This window comes from Streptomyces sp. NPDC054834, assembly GCF_053611185.1.
In genome coordinates, this window is the sequence record NZ_JBSGZV010000017.1 from 115,477 (window position 1) to 135,288 (window position 19,812).

The 19,812-nt window shown below is 69.6% G+C and carries 13 protein-coding genes and 1 pseudogene; 3 read left to right on the top strand and 11 right to left on the bottom strand.

The features are described 5' to 3' along the window. Positions 1-72 precede the first annotated feature (72 nt). The gene (locus tag ACWGJM_RS23490; protein ID WP_453413637.1) at positions 73-1,782 is read left to right on the top strand and encodes a serine/threonine-protein kinase; all 1,710 of its coding nucleotides are present in this window, start codon (positions 73-75) and stop codon (positions 1,780-1,782) included. Here ACWGJM_RS23490 and ACWGJM_RS23495 read toward each other — a convergent pair. Next, complete coding sequence (locus ACWGJM_RS23495; protein ID WP_453413638.1) at positions 1,775-2,365, bottom strand: hypothetical protein; 591 nt, start codon at positions 2,363-2,365, stop codon at positions 1,775-1,777. The two genes, ACWGJM_RS23490 and ACWGJM_RS23495, sit on opposite strands and share 8 nt — an antisense overlap. After that, positions 2,362-6,927, bottom strand: a complete 4,566-nt coding sequence (locus ACWGJM_RS23500; protein ID WP_453413639.1) for an FtsK/SpoIIIE domain-containing protein — start codon at positions 6,925-6,927, stop codon at positions 2,362-2,364. Before ACWGJM_RS23500 ends, ACWGJM_RS23495 begins: the two co-directional genes overlap by 4 nt. 200 nt (positions 6,928-7,127) lie before the next feature. Here ACWGJM_RS23500 and ACWGJM_RS23505 point away from each other — a divergent pair, with 200 nt between their 5' ends. After that, entirely contained in the window at positions 7,128-7,430 is a 303-nt protein-coding gene (locus ACWGJM_RS23505; RefSeq protein ID WP_453413640.1) for a WXG100 family type VII secretion target, read from the top strand. Positions 7,431-7,506: 76 nt separating this feature from the next. On the opposite strand, the pseudogene ACWGJM_RS23510 reads toward ACWGJM_RS23505, so the two are convergent. The 7 genes and pseudogenes from ACWGJM_RS23510 to ACWGJM_RS23540 form a co-directional block, all read right to left on the bottom strand. Beyond that, positions 7,507-7,584: pseudogene (locus ACWGJM_RS23510) on the bottom strand (IS5/IS1182 family transposase); the annotation flags it as partial. A 58-nt stretch (positions 7,585-7,642) separates the two neighbouring features. Then, the gene (locus ACWGJM_RS23515; protein WP_453413641.1) at positions 7,643-8,374 is read right to left on the bottom strand and encodes a hypothetical protein; all 732 of its coding nucleotides are present in this window, start codon (positions 8,372-8,374) and stop codon (positions 7,643-7,645) included. Further along, positions 8,371-9,870 carry a C2 family cysteine protease gene (locus ACWGJM_RS23520; protein ID WP_453413642.1) on the bottom strand — a complete coding sequence of 500 codons (1,500 nt, stop codon included), beginning with the start codon at positions 9,868-9,870 and terminating at the stop codon, positions 8,371-8,373. The genes ACWGJM_RS23515 and ACWGJM_RS23520 overlap by 4 nt, the downstream gene beginning before the upstream one ends. Before the next feature lie 4 nt (positions 9,871-9,874). Continuing rightward, a complete protein-coding gene (locus tag ACWGJM_RS23525; RefSeq protein WP_453413643.1) occupies positions 9,875-10,219 on the bottom strand; it encodes a hypothetical protein in 345 nt (114 codons plus the stop codon). 110 nt (positions 10,220-10,329) lie between these two features. After that, positions 10,330-10,620 carry a hypothetical protein gene (locus ACWGJM_RS23530; protein ID WP_453413644.1) on the bottom strand — a complete coding sequence of 97 codons (291 nt, stop codon included), beginning with the start codon at positions 10,618-10,620 and terminating at the stop codon, positions 10,330-10,332. Positions 10,621-10,632: 12 nt separating this feature from the next. Next, a complete protein-coding gene (locus ACWGJM_RS23535; protein WP_453413645.1) occupies positions 10,633-11,748 on the bottom strand; it encodes a hypothetical protein in 1,116 nt (371 codons plus the stop codon). Positions 11,749-11,758: 10 nt separating this feature from the next. Then, positions 11,759-13,750 (bottom strand): hypothetical protein, encoded by a 1,992-nt coding sequence (locus ACWGJM_RS23540; protein WP_453413646.1) that lies wholly within the window; start codon positions 13,748-13,750, stop codon positions 11,759-11,761. 423 nt (positions 13,751-14,173) lie between these two features. Here ACWGJM_RS23540 and ACWGJM_RS23545 point away from each other — a divergent pair, with 423 nt between their 5' ends. Next, entirely contained in the window at positions 14,174-14,446 is a 273-nt protein-coding gene (locus tag ACWGJM_RS23545) for a WXG100 family type VII secretion target (protein ID WP_453413647.1), read from the top strand. Positions 14,447-14,677: 231 nt separating this feature from the next. Here the strand turns inward: ACWGJM_RS23545 and ACWGJM_RS23550 are convergent, their stop codons facing one another. Together ACWGJM_RS23550 and ACWGJM_RS23555 are read right to left on the bottom strand one after the other, a co-directional pair. Then, on the bottom strand, positions 14,678-15,268 hold the full coding sequence (locus ACWGJM_RS23550; RefSeq protein WP_453413648.1) for a hypothetical protein: 591 nt from the start codon (positions 15,266-15,268) through the stop codon (positions 14,678-14,680). 95 nt (positions 15,269-15,363) lie between these two features. Then, positions 15,364-19,803, bottom strand: coding sequence for an FtsK/SpoIIIE domain-containing protein (locus ACWGJM_RS23555; RefSeq protein WP_453413649.1), 4,440 nt, complete (start codon positions 19,801-19,803; stop codon positions 15,364-15,366). Between the last annotated feature and the right edge of the window lie 9 nt (positions 19,804-19,812).

The following is a 19,812-nucleotide window of genomic DNA, read 5'->3' on the forward strand; positions in this document are numbered from 1 at the left end:
CAGCACGGCGTACGGGCCATACAGGCGTACAAGGGGAGCCAGGCGCAGGTCCTGAGGGGGAGAGGGGACGCCATGCAGCCGCTCGCGGCCGACGAACCTGCCGTCATCGGGCCCTACCGGCTGCTCGGCCGGCTCGGCGCGGGCGGGATGGGGCGGGTCTACCTGGGGCGCAGCGCGGGCGGCCGTACGGTCGCGGTCAAGATCGTGCACCCGCACTTCGCGCTGGACGAGGAGTTCCGCGCGCGGTTCCGGCGCGAGATCGCGGCCGCCCGGCGGGTCGGCGGGGCCTGGACGGCGCGCGTTCTGGACGCCGACCCCGAGGCCCCCGTGCCGTGGGTCGCCACGGCCTACGCGGCCGGGCCGACCCTCGCCGCGGCGGTGGAGGCCGACGGTCCGCTGCCCGCGCCCTCCGTACGGGCCCTGGGCGCCGGCCTCGCCGAGGCGCTGGCGGCCGTCCACGAACTGGGCCTGGTGCACCGGGACGTCAAGCCGTCCAACGTCCTGCTCACCCTCGACGGCCCCCTGCTGATCGACTTCGGCATCGCCCGCGCCACCGACGGCACCGCGTCCCTGACCTCCTCCGGCGTCTCCGTCGGCTCGCCCGGCTACATGTCGCCCGAGCAGATCGTCGGCAAGGGCGTCACCGGCGCGGCGGACGTCTTCTCCCTCGGCGCGGTCCTGGCGTACGCGGCGACCGGCGAACCGCCCTTCCCGGGGGACTCCTCGGCCGCGCTGCTGTACAAGGTCGTCCACGAGGAGCCGGAACTCGGCGCGCTCGGCGGAGAGTTGCGGGAAGTGGCCGAGGCCTGCCTGGCCAAGGAACCCGGCCGCCGGCCCACGCCCGGGGAGGTGGCCCAGCGGCTGGCTCCCGACGGAGCGGCCCGGCTGGTCGCGGGCGGCTGGCTGCCGGGCCCGCTGGTCGAGCAGGTCAGCCGCGGCGCCGTACACCTGCTGAACCTGGAGGCCGCGGAGGCGGTGCCGTCCGGGCCGGTGGGGTTCAGCAGCCCTTCCGTGGGCGGGGCTTCGGGGGTCGGGGGCGGGGCAGGAGTCGGGGAGTTCGGGCCGGCGCCGGTGATGCCGGAGCCGGTCGCCATGCCGGTCGCCATGCCCGAGCCCCGGGACGCGCCCCCGGCGCCCTTGGAGCAGCGGCCGGGCAAGGTGTCCGTCACCATGGCGGCCACCTCAACCCCGGGCGAGGGAGGGCGCGGGCGCCGGGTGAGCTGCACGGTCGCCCTCGCCGTCGCGGGGGCGCTGGTGGGGGTGACGGTGGGGCTGGGGTTCCTGGTGCGTCCGATGATCGGTGGCGGTGACGACGACACGGCCGGGGGCAGTGCCTACTCGCCGGCGCCCGTCGACAGCACGGCACCCGGCACCGGCCCCGGCTCCGTGGGCGACTCCACGTCCAGCGCCATCGCCACTCCCGTCCCGACCCCGGTCCCTGCCCGCTACCTCGGCACCTGGGAAGGCCAGGCCACCGCCCTCGACGGCAACCTGCCCGTCGGCACCTTCCGGCTCACGGTCCACCAGGCGACAGTGGGACGGGAGTTGGGCCGGCTCACGCAGACCGACCAGCTCGGCGGCGTGTGCACCGACGTACTGACCCTGAAGAAGGTGACGAAGACACGGATCCTCGCCACCTCGGTGGGCGCCAAGGGCAACCACGACGGCTGCAACCCCGCAGCCCACCAGGTGGAGTTGACGCCGGTCGGCGACGACCTGAAGTACACCTCGGACAGCTCGGCGGAGGGCAACCCGGTCTCGCGGATGTCGAAGGTCAAGTAGCGGGCGGGGACTTCCGGTCGGCGAGCCGGACCAGGGTGACGATCAGCAGCGCGGCCGTCACGAGTGTGGCGAGCAGGCCCACCGCCCAGATCCACGGATACTGCTCGTGCACCCAGCAGGCGTTGCCCCTGCTGTAGCACTCGTCGTCCCAGTCCCAGCGGCGCTTGGGCCGGGTGGTCTTGAGGATCACGAAGGACAGCAGCCAGCAGGCGGCGAACCCGGGCAGCGCTGCGGCGGTCCAGAGCAGCGAACGGACCTTGCCCGCCTTCCACTTCATCCGGCTGAGCGGCGCGATGACGGCGGCCAGGGCGAGCGGAACCACGGCACCGACCGTGACGGCGAAGACGTAGGCACCGCCCGGCCACCCGGGCGCCACCTCGCCCCACACCCGGTCGCCCCAGCTGTGGTCGGCCATGACCATCGGAACGACGAGCGCCAGGAAGCCCAGCACCGGCAGCAGGATGAAGCCGCAGCCACCCCAGTCCCGCTTCTTCGCCGGCACCACAGGCCGCCGCCCGTGTTCGTACCGCAGGGAGGCCGGTGCCGCCTTCCCCCGCTTCGGCTTGCCCGACCCCCCGCTCACCCGGGGATCACCACCGTCCGCAGCTCCCCGTCCCCCAGGTGCAGCATGCCCTTGCCGGGGACCACCTGTCCGCCCACCAGGCTCCGGTTCAGCCGTACGCCGATGAGGTCGCCGCTGGAGGTGTCCTGCGGGGAGAGCAGGATGCCGCGGCGGCCCTTCTTGGCGTCGACCTGCCAGCCGGAGAAGCCGCTGCACACGTCTTCCTCGTCACCGGCGATGACGAGGGCGAGGCCGCGTTCGGCGCCGCGCGAGACGATCTTCTTCATATGGCTCTCGGCGTCGCAGTCCTCGAGGATCTCGCCGTCGTCGACGAGCACGGCGACGGGCTCCTCCAGGGACGCCGAGTCGATGACCTCCTCGAAGTCGTCCTCGTCGATGTCGTCGCCGGTGAAGAGCTTCAGCACGCCTTCCGTGCCGTCGAGTTGGCGGAGCGGGGACTGGCGGGGGGCCGCGACGACCAGGCGTACGCCCTGCGCGAGGAAGGACTGCGCGAAGTTCATCAGGACCGTCGAGCGGCCGGACTTGGCCGGGCCCGCGATGACGAAGGTCGGCACGCCCTCGGCCAGGTCCGGGCCGAAGCCCACGATCTCGTCGCCACCGATGCCCGCCAGCGCCCACAGCCGGGACCGGGAGGCCTCCGGGTCGCGCATCTCCCAGGCGTCGGTGAAGGAGATCCGGCTGGGCAGGCTGTCGACGCGGAAGGGGCGCCGGGAGCGCGGGACGGACGCGTCCCGGGCCGTCGCCGCCTCGCCGATCGCGGAGATCGCCGCCGCCTGGCCCTGCCCGGTCGTGTCCTCCGTCAGCAGCGCGAACTGCGTCTCCGTACCGGACTCGTTGCGGAAGGCACGGCCCGGCGGGATCTCCTCCGGGACCTTGCGGGCCGGGATGCCGAGCGTCGAGAAGTCGCTGCGGTCGGCGAGGCGGAGGCCGTACTTGTCCTCGGTGAGTGTCGCGACGCGGCCGACGAGGAGGGTGCGGTCACCGGTGAGGACCAGGTGGATGCCGACGCTCGCGCCCTCCCGCATCATCGTCGTCAGCTCGTCCGTCAGCGACCCGTGGTCGATCTCGCCGAGCGTGGGAATCCAGCCCTCCCACCGGTCGAGGAGTACGACGATGTGCGGCAGCTGCTGGTCCTCGGGCGCCGCGGCCCGCTGCTCACCGATGTCGGCGTAGCCCTTCTCCGCCAACAGGTCCTGACGCCGGGAGAGTTCGCCCTTGAGCCGGTTGACCAGGCGGATCACCCGCTCGGTCTGGTTGCGGCCGACGACCGCGCCGCAGTGCGGCAGCCGGGTGAGGGCGTTGAGCGCGCCGTTGCCGCAGTCGATGCCGTACAGGTGGACGTCGGCGCAGGAGTGGGTGCGGGCGAGGGAGCCCGCGATGGTCCGCAGCACCTGGGAGCGGCCGCTCCGGGGCGCGCCGCCGATCATGAGGTGGCCGAAGGTGGAGAAGTCGACCACGACCGGGCGGCGGGCCTGGTCGGCGGGCAGGTCCTCCACGCCGTACGGGGCGGGCGGCAGCTTGCCGGGCGCCCGTGCCGCGACGGACGTCTCGATCTCGTCGAGGAGCAGGGTCTCGGAGAGCGCGTCCAGCCACGGCTTGTGCTGGGCCGGGATGCCGAGCGCCCGGTCGGCCTCCCGTACGGCGTCGACGAGCACCTTGAGGTCGGTGATCTCCTCGTCCTCGCGCGCCTCCGCCTTCGGCTTCACCAGCGCGGCCCGGCCCAGGTCCTCCCAGGTCAGCTCGCCCACCCAGGGCGCGAGGGCGGCGGGGTCGGCGGCACCGGGCCTGCGGCCACCGACACGGCCCGACTGGAAGGGCACCAGGGACGCGTGACCGAGCCGTACGTACGCCCGGCCCGGCGTGTTCTTCGAGATGTGCCCGGCCTCGGGCGAGTCGATGACGTCGCTCGACTCTCCGCCGTCGGTCACGCGCAGGGCGATACGGAGGTTGGTGTTGGCCCGGATCTCCGGGGACACGACACCGCTCGGCCGCTGCGTGGCCAGCAGCAGGTGGATGCCGAGGGAACGGCCTCGCTGGGCGACGTTGACCAGCCCGGTGACGAAGTCGGGCAGATCGCGCACCATGGACGCGAACTCGTCGATGACGATGAGGAGTCGGGGGACCGGCGCATGCAACGGATCCCTGCGCACGAGGTCCTGGTAGTCCTCGATGTCCTTGGCGTCGGCCGCGGCCAGGATGTGCTCGCGCCGCTTCAACTCCGCGCCCAGCGACTCCAGTGCCCGCTCCACGAGGTGGGCGTCGAGGTCGGTGACCATGCCGACGGTGTGCGGCAGCTTCACACAGTCCTTGAACGCCGAGCCGCCTTTGTAGTCGACGAGGACGAACGTCATGTTCTCCGGCGTGTTGGCCACGGCCAGCGACGCCACGATGGTCTGCAGCAGCTCCGACTTACCGGAACCGGTGGTACCGGCGATCAGACCGTGCGGCCCGTCCTTGCGCATGTCGATGTCGAACGGACCGTCGTACGACTCACCGATCACCGCGAGCGTCGACTGCCCGCCCATCCGCCACCGCGCGACGATGGCATCACTCGTCGGAGGCTCCAACTGGAGCACGTCGAGCAGCCGGCTGGCCCCCGGGAGGGCCGAGTCCTCGGTCTCCCCGCTGATGTCGCGCAGGGCCGAGAGGGAGCGGGCGAGGCGCAGGCACCAGGGGGCGGAGACGAAGTCGGGCCGTACGTCCTTGATGCCCTCCGCGCCCGCCTCCTCGACGCGCAGCCGCAACTCCCGGACCTGCTCGGTGCGTTCGGCCTCGGGACCGTTGGGCGCATGCCAGGCCTGGAAGGACGGGAAGCCCCCGGCGACCTGCTGGGAGGCCGCGGGCTGTGCGGCGCGGTGGGAGTCGTACTCCTGGGCCTTGGGCTCGGCGACGACGAACGCCTGGCACTCGCCCGGCAGGAACCGCTCCTCGGCGTCCAGACAGATGGCGTACATCGCGACGGCGGGTCCCTCGCGCAGCAGTCGTACGGCGCCCGGCAGCGACCGCAGCCGCCGCGATCCGTCCCATACGACGACGATGTCCGGCTCGCTGAAGCTGGTGCCCTGCCCGTGGTTCTGCTCGGCGGCCTTCTTGCGGGCGTCGAGGATCTGCGTCAGTTCGCCGATACGGGCGCCGACGGTCTCGGCGTCGGTGCCGATCAGGACGTTGACGTCCTGCCCGCCGGACGGCCGGGAGTGCGGCAGCCAGCGCACCCAGTCCCAGCCGCTCTGCGCGTTGTTCTCGCTGAGCACGTAGAACTGCACGTCCATCGGACTGTGCAGCGCGGCGGTCTGCCCGACCGCCCACCGCCCGAGGGCACGGGCCGAGTCGCCGGGCCCCGCCATGCCGATGACACCGAGGGAACGCAGGGAGAGGGCGACAGGAGAGTCCTCGATGTTCCAGGTCACCTGCCGCCGGTGGTCGTCCTGCTCGGGGTCGTCGAGCACCACCTCGGAGGGCAGCCGCCCGGTCCCGACCCGCACCAGCAGATGGTCACGGTCGGTACGCCGCCGTTCCCACAGCCGGGTACGCGGCCCGGTACCGAGGGAGAGGACGGCGGCCGGGTCGGGAACGGCGTTCCGCCGGTCCAACCGCTCGGCCGTCAAGGCGTCCTGAGCGTCCTTCTCGATCCGCTCCTTCTGCTCCTTGTACTCCTTGACCTGCTTCGCATGGGACTTGCGCCCGTGCCTCTTGTCCATGAAGTAGTTGGCGAAGAACATGATGGGGCTGAGCCCCGCCATGATCAGGTAGTACCAGCGGTGAAAGATGAGCACAGATACGACCGAGCCCACGAGCGGCGTGAGCGCCATCAGCCAGGGCAGCGGCCGGGCCTCGTACTCGCGGGGCGGGCTGGGCAGCCGGAACTTGGTCTGACGGTCCGGCGGACGCAGCCGGGGCGGCCGGTTGTAGTCGAGCCCGACGCCGTCGTCGGACCACTTGAGGGCGGCGTTGGGCGGGCTGTAACGGGCCAGCTCCAGCAGGCTGTTGCCGACCGCGATCTGTCCGCCGAGCGGCCACGCGTCCCCGTCGATCCCGTCGACCTTCTCGCCGTCGAGGGTGACGCCCTCCTTGTCCTGGTGCACGGCGACTCGGCAGGTGCCGTCGGTTGCGACTGACAACGTCAGTGCGCGGGCGTCGAGTTCAGGGTCCTCGATCCGGATGTACGACGCCGGCCCGCTGCCGATGTCGTACCGGCCGACACCGAGCCGGTGCACGAACCCGGCCGCGGGCCCGCCGACGACGCGCAGCTCGACGAGGCCGCTGGGTTCGCCAGGCAGACATCCGGCGGGATCCTGCAGACTGACGACGGCCCCTTCGCGCAACGGCGACCCGACGACCGTCGCGGTCGGATCTACGGCGTACCCGTCGACGTACACGAGCGGCGCCCCGCCCGTCGGCACCGGCCCGTGCTGCCCGATGGGTATGACCTGCGCCCCGCTCTGCCCGACCTGCTTGGCCAGTTCCTGGGCGATGTCCCCCACGGTGGACTCGGGGTCGGCATCGAGTACGACGTCGGCGGAGCCCCCGCCGAACGGGTCGACGACGGTCAGAGTCAGGCGCACGCTGATCCTCCCAAGCCCGTGTGGCCGCTTTCGCCACGCAGGTCACCGAGAGTAGTTGACGAAATCCGTTCCCTTCGGCCACGGGGCAACGGAAGGCCGCCGGGCTTCCCGATGGCAACGGCGAGTGCAACGGCCATAAGCTGCGCGCACAGGGAGCCACAAGGGATGGCCCTGCGGTGGTTTGATGAGGGAGCGGCTTCATGGCCAAGGACCTTGATGTCACATACCAGGACATGCGCGATGCGGCCAAGCATGTCGTGAAGGAGAAGGAAAAGCTCCACGAGAAGCTCGACGCTCTGCGCAAGTACATCGCCAACCTGGTCGAGTCCGGCTACGTCACCAAGAGTTCGTCGAAGGCCTTCGACGATAACTTCGACGAGTTCGTGCGGGGAACGAAGGACACGATCGAAGGTCTTGACGGCATGGGGGACTACCTCGCCAACGCGGCCGACAAGTTTGAGCAGATCGATGAGGAGCTGGCCAACGCGGCCAGGAGCAAGTGATGGTCGGCTGACGGCCCTCGGCGCAGGCGCGGCGAGCAGCCAACGCTCGCCGCGCCGGCTCGGCAGTGCCTTGTCGCAGGGCACGCTGGTGCGGCGGGAGTTTGCAGGCGCGGTCACCCTTACGGGTGACGATGAGTAGGGTGACCCGTTCGACGCACCGTTACCGTGGCGGAGTTGTTTTCCGGACTCCATGACCCCGGTACAGCTCAGAACTATTGGGTGTCGCCGACCTCACGCAAGTCCACGTATCCCGCTTTGAAGTCCGGCGAGTTCATTTCGACGTCCATGTGCCCGGCGTCGATGGTCACGACCTTCCACAGCCGGTCCGCGATCTCGACGGTGCTGCCGCCGCGTACATCGTCATAGAAGGCAAGCTGGCCCTGGCCCGGGGCCGTCACGCTGATCGAGACCCGGGGCGGACCACTTTGGATGTCGGACAGGACGGCGCCCATGGCAGGCCCGTTGTCGGGCACGTGCCAGCGCAGCCGCCAGTGACCGTCCTGCGTCGTCGGCCACTTGGCCATGTGCGCCCCCTCGTTCGTGCCGCTGTGGTCCGGCGTGGTGAGGACCACCCGATAGGTGCAGATCTGGGCGACCGTGAAGGAATGCCCCTCCAGGGTGACCTTTCGCCCCGCTGCCACGGTCTGCTTGGTCGTGCCCAGGGACAGCACCGCGGTGCGGTGCTTCCCGTCGGCGCCCGCCTCCGCGTAGGTCACCTTGCCGCCGCCCGGCAGTGCGGCGGTGCCACCCCGTAGGACGTGCACGCCCTTGGCGTCCTTGCCGCCGTCGCACTCCGGGCCCTTGTCGGCGGCCGGCACGGGCTGTGGTGACGAGGAGGTAGCCGAGGGATGCGTGGTGTCCGATGCCTTGGCACCGCCGTTCGTACCGCAGGCGGCGAGCATCAGCGTGAGGCAGACAGCACCGCCGATCTTCGCGATTCTCATTTCTTCACCTGCAGTTCCTGTGGGGTGTTGAAGTATTTCTCGTACTGATCGGCCGTCGCCACGACGTCCGGAGCGCCGCCGCCCCACGGGTTGCCGAGGATGATCTTGCCGTCAGGGGTGAATCCCTTGACGTAGAAGACGTGCCGGCTGACGAAGCTGCTCTTCCATTCGTTCGGTACGTCCTTGGCGTCGACGGACCCGGTCGCCACGATCACCGGGTGATGCGACTCGAAGGACTTCTTGATGGAGTCCAGGTTGTTGTCGATCGACTTGGAGTCGTGGCCGGTCACATAGGGCGGGGCCATGTTGGTGAAGTCCCACTCGGTGGCACCGTAGTTGCCGGACTCGGCGCGGTCGTAGAGCTTGTCCCCCATGTGGTTGTCAGGGGTTCCGCCCTTGTCGCCGCCGTACATCAGGGCGAACGCCTTCTCGTAGTACGCGGGCCAGGTCTCCCCGGTTCCATGGGCCGACACCAGGTTTCCGTTCTTGTCCATCGGAAGGTCGGGGGTGACGGTGACCCAGTGCTGATTGCCGTCCTTGTCCCAGATCCGGACGTCCACCGTGCCGTTTGGGTTCTGCTTGATTCCTTCGGCGATGAACTTCGGATCCGCCTGCGCTGTCGCGGTGAGGGACGCGATGTACCAGCAGTCCCCAAACTGACCCTGCGAGATGCTCGACGCGTCGACCTTTCCGGGGGTGGCGAACAACGGGTCGGCCGGCGTGCCGTAGTGCATGCCCTCCACACCCTGGTTCAGCTGGGAGTTGTATCCCTGGAGCCACGCGTCCGTTGTGTCGAATCCCGGCTGTATCCCCGGGAACGCCGCCTCGAGCTTGGCCCAGTGTGACGGCCCTGTCTTCTTCAGCAGTCCGCTCAGGTGGTCGCGGAACTGGGCTGCGGGAATGCCGTCGTGTGACTCCCACCACCACATGCCGCTGTCGTCGGTCTTCTTCGCCAGGTCGCCGTAGCGGCGGAGGTCCTCGGCCGGGACCTTGGCCAGGAAGGCGTCGAATTCGGCGGGGGTCAGGGCGTTGAGCTTGTCCTTGACCGCATTGAGATCGTCTCGGTTGCCGTCGTCACCGAAGTCCTTGTCGTCGAGCGCGGCGAGCGCCGACATCGCGTCGGTGATCTTCTTCTCGTCGGGAGCGTTCTCGTCGGCGAAGGCGAGCGCCGCGTCGATGGCGTACCCCTTGGCGAGCAGGTCGTTGCACTTCTCCAGCTGGTTGCAGCGGCGCGTCATTGAGTCGGACATGTCGTGCAGCTCGCCGCGAAGCGACCCCGGCAGGGTGCCGCCGCCGAAAGGCCAGAAGGAGAAGGGGTTGGCGAGCAGGGGTTCGAGGGCCGGGCTCGTGGTGGCGGGTTTGCCACCGAGCAGGCTCTGGGCCTGGGTCAGCACCGCGGAAATGTCGCTGTGCAGCTTGCCCACGTTGTCGCCCAGTGTCGTCAGGTTGCTCCCGAGGCTGCGTATCTTCGGGATGTCGAAGCCGGCGAATGGCATCAGTTCACCCGCCCGGCTTGTCGCTTTTGGCCTTGGCGGCCGCTTCATCGAGGTTGCGCGCCTCGGTCTCCCAACGCCGGGCGTCGGCTATCAGATCACCGGCCATCGAGTGCAGTGAGCCCTTGCGGGCGCGGAGTGTCGCGGTGGATGCCTCTGCGAACGGGCCCTTCCATATGCCCTGTGTCGCGTTCGTCACCGCGTTGTCGAGATACGGCCCGAGCGACCCGGCAAGGGCCCGTGCCTTGCGGGCACATTCGCGCAGGTCATCCGCCCGTTTCCGCAATTGCGCGGGCGTCTCGCCCCGTTCGTCCGGTCTTCCCATGTCAACCCCGTAGTCGATCGGCCGCAAGGCACTGAGTGCAGATGCTAACAAACGACCGAACCGATCAAGTTGCCTCGTGTGTGCGACAGTTGCCACGCCTCCGTGAAGCCGGGAACCGGCCACCGGGAGCGCCCGTCCTACGCCCCTCCGCCTGTCCGCTTGCGGTCCATGGCCGCTTGGTCCTTCTGGGCCTTGGTGACCAGACGGTTCTCCTCCGGGGGGTAGGAGTCAAAGAGCTTGCCGAGGGCTCCCATGCGGCCCTGGAAGTCGTTGCCCCACTTGTCGGCGGCGGCGCCGACCCAGGTCTCGCAGCCGATGAGGTTGTTGACGGCCGTGATGGCGGCGCGGATGTTCGAGACGGACGTCTCGATCTTGTTCATGTCCTGGCGGCAGAGGTAGCCGAGCTTGTCTTCGTCGGGTATGCCCATTGATGTTTCCCGTTACTTTGTGCCGATTTGGAGCAGGTAGCCCTCGTGCCCGCCGAGGACTAGTTTTCCGTCTCCGTATGTGATGGACCAGGGCAGCGCGCACGGCAGCTTCTTGGCGTCCACCGGGTGCTTCAACTCGCAGCCCCTGGAGTCCTGAAGGTTCCCCTTGGCGTCGTACAGGGCACGCGCCACCAGGTCCACTCGGCCGGCGTGCAGGTGGAGGACGTACATCCCGTGGTCGTCGGCGGCATTGACGTATATGCCGTCGGCACCGTCCGCAGTGAGGGAGGACACTCTCAGGTCAGCGGGTCGCCCCTTCAAGCCCGCGACGGACTGAGGCAGAGCGATGGGAGCGGTCGTTCCATCCGTGTGGATGGCCATGATGTCCGCGACGCGCCGGTACGAGGACGAGCCGACCGAAGTATCCACGGTGACGTAGACCGTGCCCTCGTGGTCGACGGCGGCGGTGTCGTGGTCCCCCAGATCCCGTGTCTTCCGGTCGGCCGCAGGTACCTCGTAGAGGCGAGTGAGACGCCCCTTGGCCAGCGACCAGACCACGCCACCGTCAAGCACGATCAACGACCCGTCGGGACGGACGCCGATAGGGGCGACTTCGTAGCTACGGAACCTGAAGCCACTGGCGCTGGTGGACTTCGGGACCAGCGCTGTGGCGGACCGTGTCCTGCGGGGCACGCCCGCCAGGACGCTGACGTTACGGTGCCGGTCGAGTTTTTGTACGGCGTAATCCGTGCTGAAGACCAGCGAGCCGTCCCGCAACGAGACCAGGCCACGGGAGTGGTGAGTCAGGTCGGGCAGCAGCGTCGTCACCGTGCGGTCGCTCTTGATGCGCTGGATGCCGCCGCTGAGTATATAGACGGTGCCGTCTGACCCAGCGGTGAAACCGCCGAGTCCGTCGCCCAGTTGCACCTGGAGCGCGTCGTTGTCCGTGCCGTCCAGCAGGACCGCCGCCTGCCCCTTTCCCGGCGCCTTCCTACCAGCGTCACCGCCATCGCACGCAGTGGTGGCGACCAGCAGGCCGACGGCGGCCAGGAGCAGAAGACCACGGCGGGCACGGGCGAAGCCGTGCGCCACTGTCACCGAAGCTTCGGGCGCCGGCACCTGCGACACCCCGCTGTCCTTATTCGGAGCCACGCTTGAAGCCGTCCCTCATGTCGTCGTCGAAGTTGTCGAGCAGGCCGCCCTGCTGCTCCTTGATATCCACCCACCACTGGTTGAAGTCGGTGCGATCGCGGTCGTTACGGAACGTGATGTTGCCGTCGGCCCACTCCGGGTGATCCGGCGGCGGCTGGATTTTGCCGGCGCGGACCAGGCCCTGGACCAGGGGTATGTGCATGGAGGTGGCGTCGTTGAACATGATGCTCTTGGAACCGGCCTCGACATTGGCGGCGTTGTTCGTCGAGAACTTGCTGTCGGCGTATGGGATACCGGCCCAGATCGCCGCCTGGATCCAGTTCTGGGTGAGCTGCGTAGTCGGGTTCGGGACGGCGGCGGCGCCGCTGGCGATGATGTTGAACCAGAGCAGTTCCTTGGTGTGCGCCGCATCCGTCAGGGCGGCCGCGTCCAGGTTGACCTGCTTGCCGGCGGCGGACACCTCGCCGCGCAACTCGGCCAGGTTCTTCAGGTACGTGTCGGCGTCGGCGTTGTTCAGGCCCTGCTGCGACGTGAGGCTGATCTGGGCGTTGATCGCCTGGACGACGTTTCCGGCCTCGTCGTGGTTCTGCATGATCTCGCTGAGGAAGTCCTCGGCATGCTGGCGGTCCATGACGATCCGGCCGTCCTTCGCGTCGGCCGCCTGGTTCGAGAGGCCTGTCGAGTTCGCGAAGTCCGGCACGTATGCCTGGAAGACCGTCGACAGGGCCTGCGTGATGCCCTTGTTGACCGGATACTGCGACTTGTCGTATTCTCCCTTGTTTTTTTCCTCGGCGTACTCGGCAGCTCCCGCGTTGATCAGGTTGGCGGCCGCCTCCGCCGACTCCTTGGCGTGGTGCTGCCGGTCCAGGGTCGCCATGCGGATGACGGCGGCCGGGAACTTCGCGTCGTCGAAGGAGTGCGGGCCGGGGGTGGCCCACTTGTCGCTGACGAGAGCGGCGGCGTGGTTCGCGCCGTCCTTCCCGGTGAGAACCAGGCGCGACGCTTCCGCGTTCTGGCTGAGGCGCTGCATGAGGACGAGCGAGGGGTCGTTGGCGTCGATGGCGGCGATCTTCGCGTCGACGCCCTTGTTGCCCTTGAGGTAGTCGACACTGAGACCGAGGGACTTGTACCAGTAGTCGTCCTTGCCCTCGACGTATCCGCCATAGCCCCCCGACCTCAGGTCGGGTGCGACGTAGTCGGGACGCATCGGGTTCTTCTGGCGCCAGTCGAGCATCGCGCCGCCGACCGCGGACAAGACATGAGGGTCCCACTTGTCCCCGTCCGGGCCGTACTTGAAGAGCATGCCGACGGACCACATGTCGCCGCCGTCCGGCTTGGTCAGCTTGTCCAGGTAGTTCGGCGGGAGAGTGATCTTGCCATCTTTGGCGAGGCTGGTCGCGGCCTGCACGCCCTGGCTGAACTGCGCGACGATCGCCTCGGACTCCTTCGACAGCACCACGCCGTCGTGCGTGCCGTCCTGCCCGTGCAGGACGCGCGCGACGCGGGCGGCCTGGCCCATGCCGTCGCCCGCCATGAACGCCTGGAGGTACGCCGGGTCGTCCTGGTGATCGGCCAGCGACTGGGCGATCTCGGCGATCGTCTCCCGAGACGACGGATCCTTCGGGTTGTCCAGCGCATGCTTGAGGTTCGCCGCCTCCTGCTGCGCCTCATAAGCGGTGTTGATCTTCGAGACGTCCCAGGGGATGTTGATGAAGTCCTTGTGGGGGTCGTTCGGGTCGACGAACCGCTGGCCGTGCAGCAGGTTCAGCGCCTCGTCGGCACGCTTGGCCATGTCCCGCGCGTCGTCCTGGACCTGCGTCACCTGTCGCAACAGCAACGACTGGTTGAGCGTCCCGCCCCACTCGTCGAACAGCTTCCGGATGTTCGGCGCCTCGCGTGCCAGCGTGTCCGCCAGGTCCTTGAGCTTGTTGGCCAGCAGACGTACCCGATGCGGGTCGACCCCGGCGAATTCAGACATGCTGTTCTTCTCCCCCGTGCCGCAGCATCTGTGCCGGCATTCGTCGCTCACAGCAACACTCGGTCAAGGCTATCCCGTGCTGTCACTGGGGTGTCCTGGACAGGCCAAGCGACCATCAAGGCTGTGTAGTGATTCCGTAACCGAGTCGGTCGGAACTGGTGGTTGCTCGTCGGCTTCGCCAGAGCAACTCACCATGGATTGCCGACCTTCGGCTGCTTTGCAGGATGTCTCATGCGCATGCCCGGATGGGCGCAACGAGGTGTCACGATGCCTTGTGGGAACCAACACACGCACAGACCACGTCTGTTGCAGGAGAATCCGAGAGAGTCTGAAGACACTGGCAGTACGTGAGCGGCGTACAGTTACGATTGCCAATCGCGGACGCGGTGTCCGTGACGTTGATACGGGGAGGAGCGGCGACTCATGGCTATCAGTGGTGCCGATCTCGACGCGCTGAACAAGTTGGTCAATCACTTCAAGAGCCAGAAGATCAACCTGGAGTCGGTGTTCAGCGGCCTGAACTCGGCTGCTGACGAGAGCCACGGCTACTGGACGGGTCCGCTGGCCGACAAGTTCCGCCACGAGTGGACGTCGATGAAGCCGCACCTCCAGAAGATCGTGGACCTGCTGCACGAGGCCCACCAGGCCTCGCAGACCCACCACGACAACATCCGCAGGGCCACCTCCGGCCACTGAGCCGATCACGCCCCACGGAGCTTCTTGCCCAGGCCCGGGGTGTCCCGTCCGACTGTCGGACGGCACACCCCGGGCTGGTTCCGTTTCTTCGAGGGCCAACCCGGAGGAGAACCGTCTGGTCACCAAGGCCCAGAAGACCAGGCGGCCATGGACCGCAAGCGGACGGGCGGGGGCGCGTAGACGTACGCGCCCCCTTCGGAGGGCGCTTTCCCCGCGTGCGACCAGGGTCGCCTAGTCCCGGCACGGGCCGTCGGTGACAGAGCCGGTGCCGTCCGCCGTGTCCGGGATGGTGGCGCAGACCTGCTTGCCGCTGCCCGAGTCGGTGACGGTCACGTGCCCGTTCGTGTCGAAGGAGTTCGCCTCCTTCGTCTGGTACACGCCGTCGGAGGTCGTCACCGACGAGTCCAGCGTGATGTCGCGCGGTGAGGTGCTGCACGGTGACGGAACGTACGTGGCCGCGCCGTCGGACCCCGGTTCGCTCGGATAGACGAAGGTCGGTTGCGGGGAGGCGGGGTCGCAGCTGCGGGCCGAGTCCAGTGCCTCGTCGACGATCTGGCGACCGGCCGCGTGGAGTCCGTCGCTCGCCTTCTGGTCCTCGAACGCTTCGCCCAGCAGCACGAGTCCGCCCACGGCGCACATGGTCATGCCGAGCCCAAACAGCCAGTTGATCAGGCGTTTGGCATTGGGGTCCCGCCGCGTCACCGCGGCCGCCACGCCGGCCGTGAGGATGACGACCGCGCCGGCCCCGAGCAGGGCCCAGGCCGGCCCGGTTGAGATGGGTCCCGTGTGCACGTTGGGTGGCAACGGCTGAGCGATCAGCATGCGCACCGCCCCCGTTCGATTGGTAGTTCGTCACTCTCGTGAGTTGGCTGCTGAGCCGATAAGGCCCCATGCAGCCCTCTGCCTCCGCCCGGCTCTCAGTCATCGATCACGGCCTGGACCTGCGTGACCGCGCCCCCTTGGATCAGCACGCCTCGGCCTGCAGGGCCGGCCGAGGACGTGCGGGGCAGGCGGACGCCGAAGAGCTGCTCGCCGGCGTCCGCGGTGGGCGCCAGGAGCAGGCCGTGGCGGTTGCGGCGGGCCTCGACGACGAAGCCGCGGTACTGGGAGCCGAGCGACTCGGCCGAACCCGCCGCGATGACGGCGTGGTCGCCGTCGAGTCCGCTGCGGACGACCTCTTCCAGCGCGGAGTCCAGCGGGGTGTCGTAGAGGAGTTCCGCATCGTCCGCGAGGACCGCGTACCGGCCGCCCTGCGTCTGGGCCAGGAGGTCCGTGAGGTCCTGCTGGGAGGCGTCGCCGGGGAGGACGCCGAGGACGCCGGGTTCTCCTTCCAGTTCCTTCAGAGGGGAGCGCTTCGGGGTGATCAGCACCACGGGCAGGCCTGCCCGCGTCATCGAGCGTGTCATCGCGATCAGGGTGCTCGACCGACCCGACTTCGGCGGTCCCGCGACGACGAAGCCCGGTCCGGACTCGGACAAGTCGGCGCCGAGCGGGCCGAGTTCGTCGCCGCCGACGCCGACGAGGGCCCACAGGTCCGACGCGGGCGCGAACTCGGGGTCCAGGGCCAGGGCTTCGCGGACCGTGCAGCGTACGGGCAGGGCGTCCACCCGCATCGGGCGGAGCGGGCGTGGGGGGCGGGGGTGGATCCGAGTGGCCTCCGTCGCGATCCGCTGCAGCGCCTCCACCTGGGCCTTGCCCGCGGGGTCGGCGGCGAGCAGGGCGAGCTGGCACTCCTGCACGCCGTCGTCGGTCAGGCGCAGGGCGCGCCCGGGCGGCATGTCCTTGGGCACGGAACGCGGGTTGATGCCGACCATGCCGTAGTCGTTGGGGTCGGTGAGCCGCAGGATCAGCCGTTCGCCGAAAGAGGTGGTCATGGCGCCGGACATGCCGGTGCGGTCCGTGGTCATCACCACGCGCAGGCCGACCGCCGGGCCCTCGCGGAACAGCCGGGTGATGGCCTCGATCAGCTTGCCGTAGTCGTAGCCCTCGAAGGTGGAGACGTAGCTCTCCCAGCCGTCGAGGAGCAGCACCATGTACGGCAGCCGGTCCTCGCCCTGGGCCGATGCCCGCTGCTCCGCCACGCTGGAGACACCGAGATGGGCCAGGAGCTGCTGGCGCCGGGTGATCTCGGCCTGGAGGCGGCCCAGCAGACGGACGAGGCGCTCGGTCTCGTCGCGGGTGATGATGGCGCCGCAGTGCGGCAGCCGGGTCAACGGCAGGAGGATGTTGGCGCCGCAGTCGATGCCGTAGAGGTGGACGTCGGCGGGGCTCGTGGTCGTGGCCAGGGAGGCCGCGATGGTGCGCAGCGCGGTGGAGCGGCCGGAGCGGGGGCCGCCGATGATCAGCAGGTGCTCGCCGTCCACCAGGTCCAGGTTGAGCGGAGAGCGCGCCTGCCGGGCCGGGACGTCGATGATGCCGAAGACCGCCGGGGCCACGTCGCCGTGTGCGGGGCGGGTCTCCTGGTGCAGGTCGGCGATCGTGACGTGTTCGGGCAGCGGGGGCAGCCACGGGCTGTGCGGCGCGCCGAAGCCCATGCGCTGCGATCCCTCGGCGATGGCGTCGACCAGCACCGCGAGGTCCGTGACCATGGTGCCGTCGTCCCCGTCGTCGGCCCGCCGGGGCAGCGGACGGCCGATGGAGCCCCAGGGCAGCGGGAGGAGACCGACGCTCGGCGCCGACGACGCACCGGGGCGTCGGCCACCGATGCGCGCCGACTGGACGGCCACCAGCGCGCTCGCACCGGACCGTACGTACATCCGGCCCGGAGTGGACTTCGAGATGCTTCCGGCGTCCGGGGCGTCGATGACGTCCGCGGATTCGTCCCGGTTCGTCACGCGCAGCGCGATGCGCAGGTTGGTGTTGGCGCGGATGTCCTGGCTGACGACGCCCGCGGGACGCTGCGTGGCGAGGATGAGGTGGACGCCCAGGGAGCGGCCACGGCGGGCGATGTCGACGAGGCCAGCGACGAAGTCCGGCAGTTCGGCCACCAGCGAGGCGAACTCGTCGATGATGATGACCAGGCGCGGCATCGGCTCCAGCTCCGGCCGCAGCCGCCGGGTGTCGGCGTAGTCCTCGATGTCCTTCGCGCCCGCGTCCAGGAGGATCTCCTCGCGCCGCCGCAGTTCGGCGGCGAGCGAGGCCAGGGCGCGCTCCGTCAGATGCGCGTCGAGGTCGCTGACCATGCCGACGGTGTGCGGCAGCCGGGAGCAGTCCTGGAACGCGGCGCCGCCCTTGTAGTCGATCAGGACGAAGTTCAGGGCGTCGGGCCGGTTGTGGATGGCCAGCGAGGTGATGAGTGTCTGCAGCAGCTCGGACTTGCCGGCGCCGGTGGTGCCGGCGACGAGCCCGTGCGGTCCGTCCAGCCGGAGGTCGAGGAAGAAGGTTCCCTCGGCGCCGACGCCGACCGGGAAGCGGGTCGTGGCCCCCCCGGACCGCCAGATCCGCTCGATGTCGATGCCCGTCGGATCGGGCATCTGCAGCAGACTCAGCAGGCGGGCCGTCGACGGCAGCGCGCTGTCCGCGTCGTCGCGGCTGACGTCGCGAACCGGCGCCAGCGACCGCGCCAGCAACTCGCACCAGTCGTGGGGCACCTGGTCGGCCAGCACCTCGCCCAGGGCGTCCAGTCCCGCGCCACGCAGCACCACGTTGTCCACCGAGCCCATCGGCCAGCAGATCGCCGCCCGGCACTCCTCGGGCAGCAGCCGCTCGTCCTCGTCGACGCACAGCGCGAACATCCCGTACAGCGGGCCCTCCTGGAGGAGCCGCGGGACGCCGGGGACGCGGCGAAGGAGCCGCGCACCGTCCAGGACGATCAGTACGTAGGGGTCGGGCCGCAGCCGGCCCGTCGCGCCCGCCGAGGCGTCCTCCTTGCGCCGGTTCAGCTCGTTGAGCAGCTCGGTGACGCGCTTGCCGACGGTCTCGGCGTCCGAGCCGACGAGGGCGACGCAGTCCTGGCCGATCTGCGGGGCGGCGTGCGGCAGCCAGTGCACCCAGCCCCACGCGGCGTCGGCGTCCGGGGCCGAGGAGAGCACGACCAGGGACAGATCGCGTGGACTGTGCAGGACGGCGGCCTGGGCGGCGAACCAGCGGGCGCACGCAAGGGCCTGGGGGCGGGCACCGGCCAGGCCGACCACACCCAGTTCCGTGAACGGCAGCGGTACCGGGACATCCTGGACGAGCGGTGGCTGGGGGGGGCCGTCGTCCGTTCCCCGTCCGGGGCCGGCGACGAGTTCGATGTTGGCCGGGAGATCCGTCACGCCGACGCGCAGGACGAGGGCGTCCGGGTCGGTGAGCCGGCGCTCCCACAGGCGGCGCCGCGGTCCCGTCGCGAACAGCAGGAGGGAGGCGGCGTCCGGGTAGGCGCCGCGCCGCGCCCGCTGGTCGGCGGCGGTGAGGCTCGCCAACTCCTCGTCGTACTTGGCTTTTTGCGCCTTATACTCCTTCACCGATGTGCGGTTCTTCTTCTTGCCCTCACGGTTCTGACTGAGCCATTCGCCCGCCATCATCACCGGACTCATCAGGCAGAACAGCAGCGTGTACACCTGCTTGGTCATGAGGTACATGACCACGCCGAAGATCAACGGTGTGACGGAGGCGATCAGTTGGAAGCGGTGTCGCTCGGCCTTGCGGGGCGGATCGGGAACCACCAGCCGCGCCCGCGGTGGCAACGAGGTCAGCCGGGGCGGACGGTTGTAGGCGAGCCCGCCCTCTCCCATCGGGGCCAGGTGCGCATCGGGTTCCACCAGGTCGTCGAGGACCAGCAGGGAACCGCCGCAGCGGACGAGCGCGCCCAGCGGCCACTCGCGTTCACCGGTGACGGGCTCGCCGTCGAGGAGTAGCTCCGTGCCGGCCTGCCCCGGAGTCAGGGTGACACGGCCGTCGACGGCGACGCTCACTCGCAGCGCCTCATGGGGGAGAAGCGGATCGGCGATGGAGATGGTGCAGGTCTGCGCCGAACCGATCACCGTCACGCCCGCGGCCAGGCGGGCGACCCGGCCGGCGCCGGGCCCTGCGGTGACGCGCAGTTCGTAGCGTCCCGACGGCTCGCCCGCCCGCAGGAACGGACCCACGCTGTCGTCGACGGATATCCGCATGCCGTCGCGGAGTAGGTCGCTCGCGCGCGCGTCGGATTCGCAGTGCCGCCCGTCGGCCCACAGGCCGGGCGTGGTGGGCGCCACCGTGCCATCGAGCCGCGGGTCGTACGAAATCCGCGCCAACCCGGCAGCGACGGCGGAGACAGGAGCCGCCGTCGGCGCCAACGCCTTGGCCACCTCGGCAACTCTCGCGTCCTCACCGAAGTCAAGAATGACGTCCTGTGGATCCATGCCCTGCCGGACCACTGTCACGGACACCCGCATCGACCGCGT

Bases quoted from the DNA above. Each gene is read 5' to 3' on its own strand.
- ACWGJM_RS23490 (WP_453413637.1), top strand. From the start codon at position 73: ATGCAGCCGCTCGCGGCCGACGAACCTGCCGTCATCGGGCCCTACCGG.
- ACWGJM_RS23505 (WP_453413640.1), top strand. From the start codon at position 7,128: ATGGCCAAGGACCTTGATGTCACATACCAGGACATGCGCGATGCGGCC.
- ACWGJM_RS23515 (WP_453413641.1), bottom strand. From the start codon at position 8,374: ATGAGAATCGCGAAGATCGGCGGTGCTGTCTGCCTCACGCTGATGCTC.
- ACWGJM_RS23520 (WP_453413642.1), bottom strand. From the start codon at position 9,870: ATGCCATTCGCCGGCTTCGACATCCCGAAGATACGCAGCCTCGGGAGC.
- ACWGJM_RS23530 (WP_453413644.1), bottom strand. From the start codon at position 10,620: ATGGGCATACCCGACGAAGACAAGCTCGGCTACCTCTGCCGCCAGGAC.
- ACWGJM_RS23540 (WP_453413646.1), bottom strand. From the start codon at position 13,750: ATGTCTGAATTCGCCGGGGTCGACCCGCATCGGGTACGTCTGCTGGCC.
- ACWGJM_RS23545 (WP_453413647.1), top strand. From the start codon at position 14,174: ATGGCTATCAGTGGTGCCGATCTCGACGCGCTGAACAAGTTGGTCAAT.
- ACWGJM_RS23550 (WP_453413648.1), bottom strand. From the start codon at position 15,268: ATGCTGATCGCTCAGCCGTTGCCACCCAACGTGCACACGGGACCCATC.
- ACWGJM_RS23555 (WP_453413649.1), bottom strand. From the start codon at position 19,803: ATGCGGGTGTCCGTGACAGTGGTCCGGCAGGGCATGGATCCACAGGAC.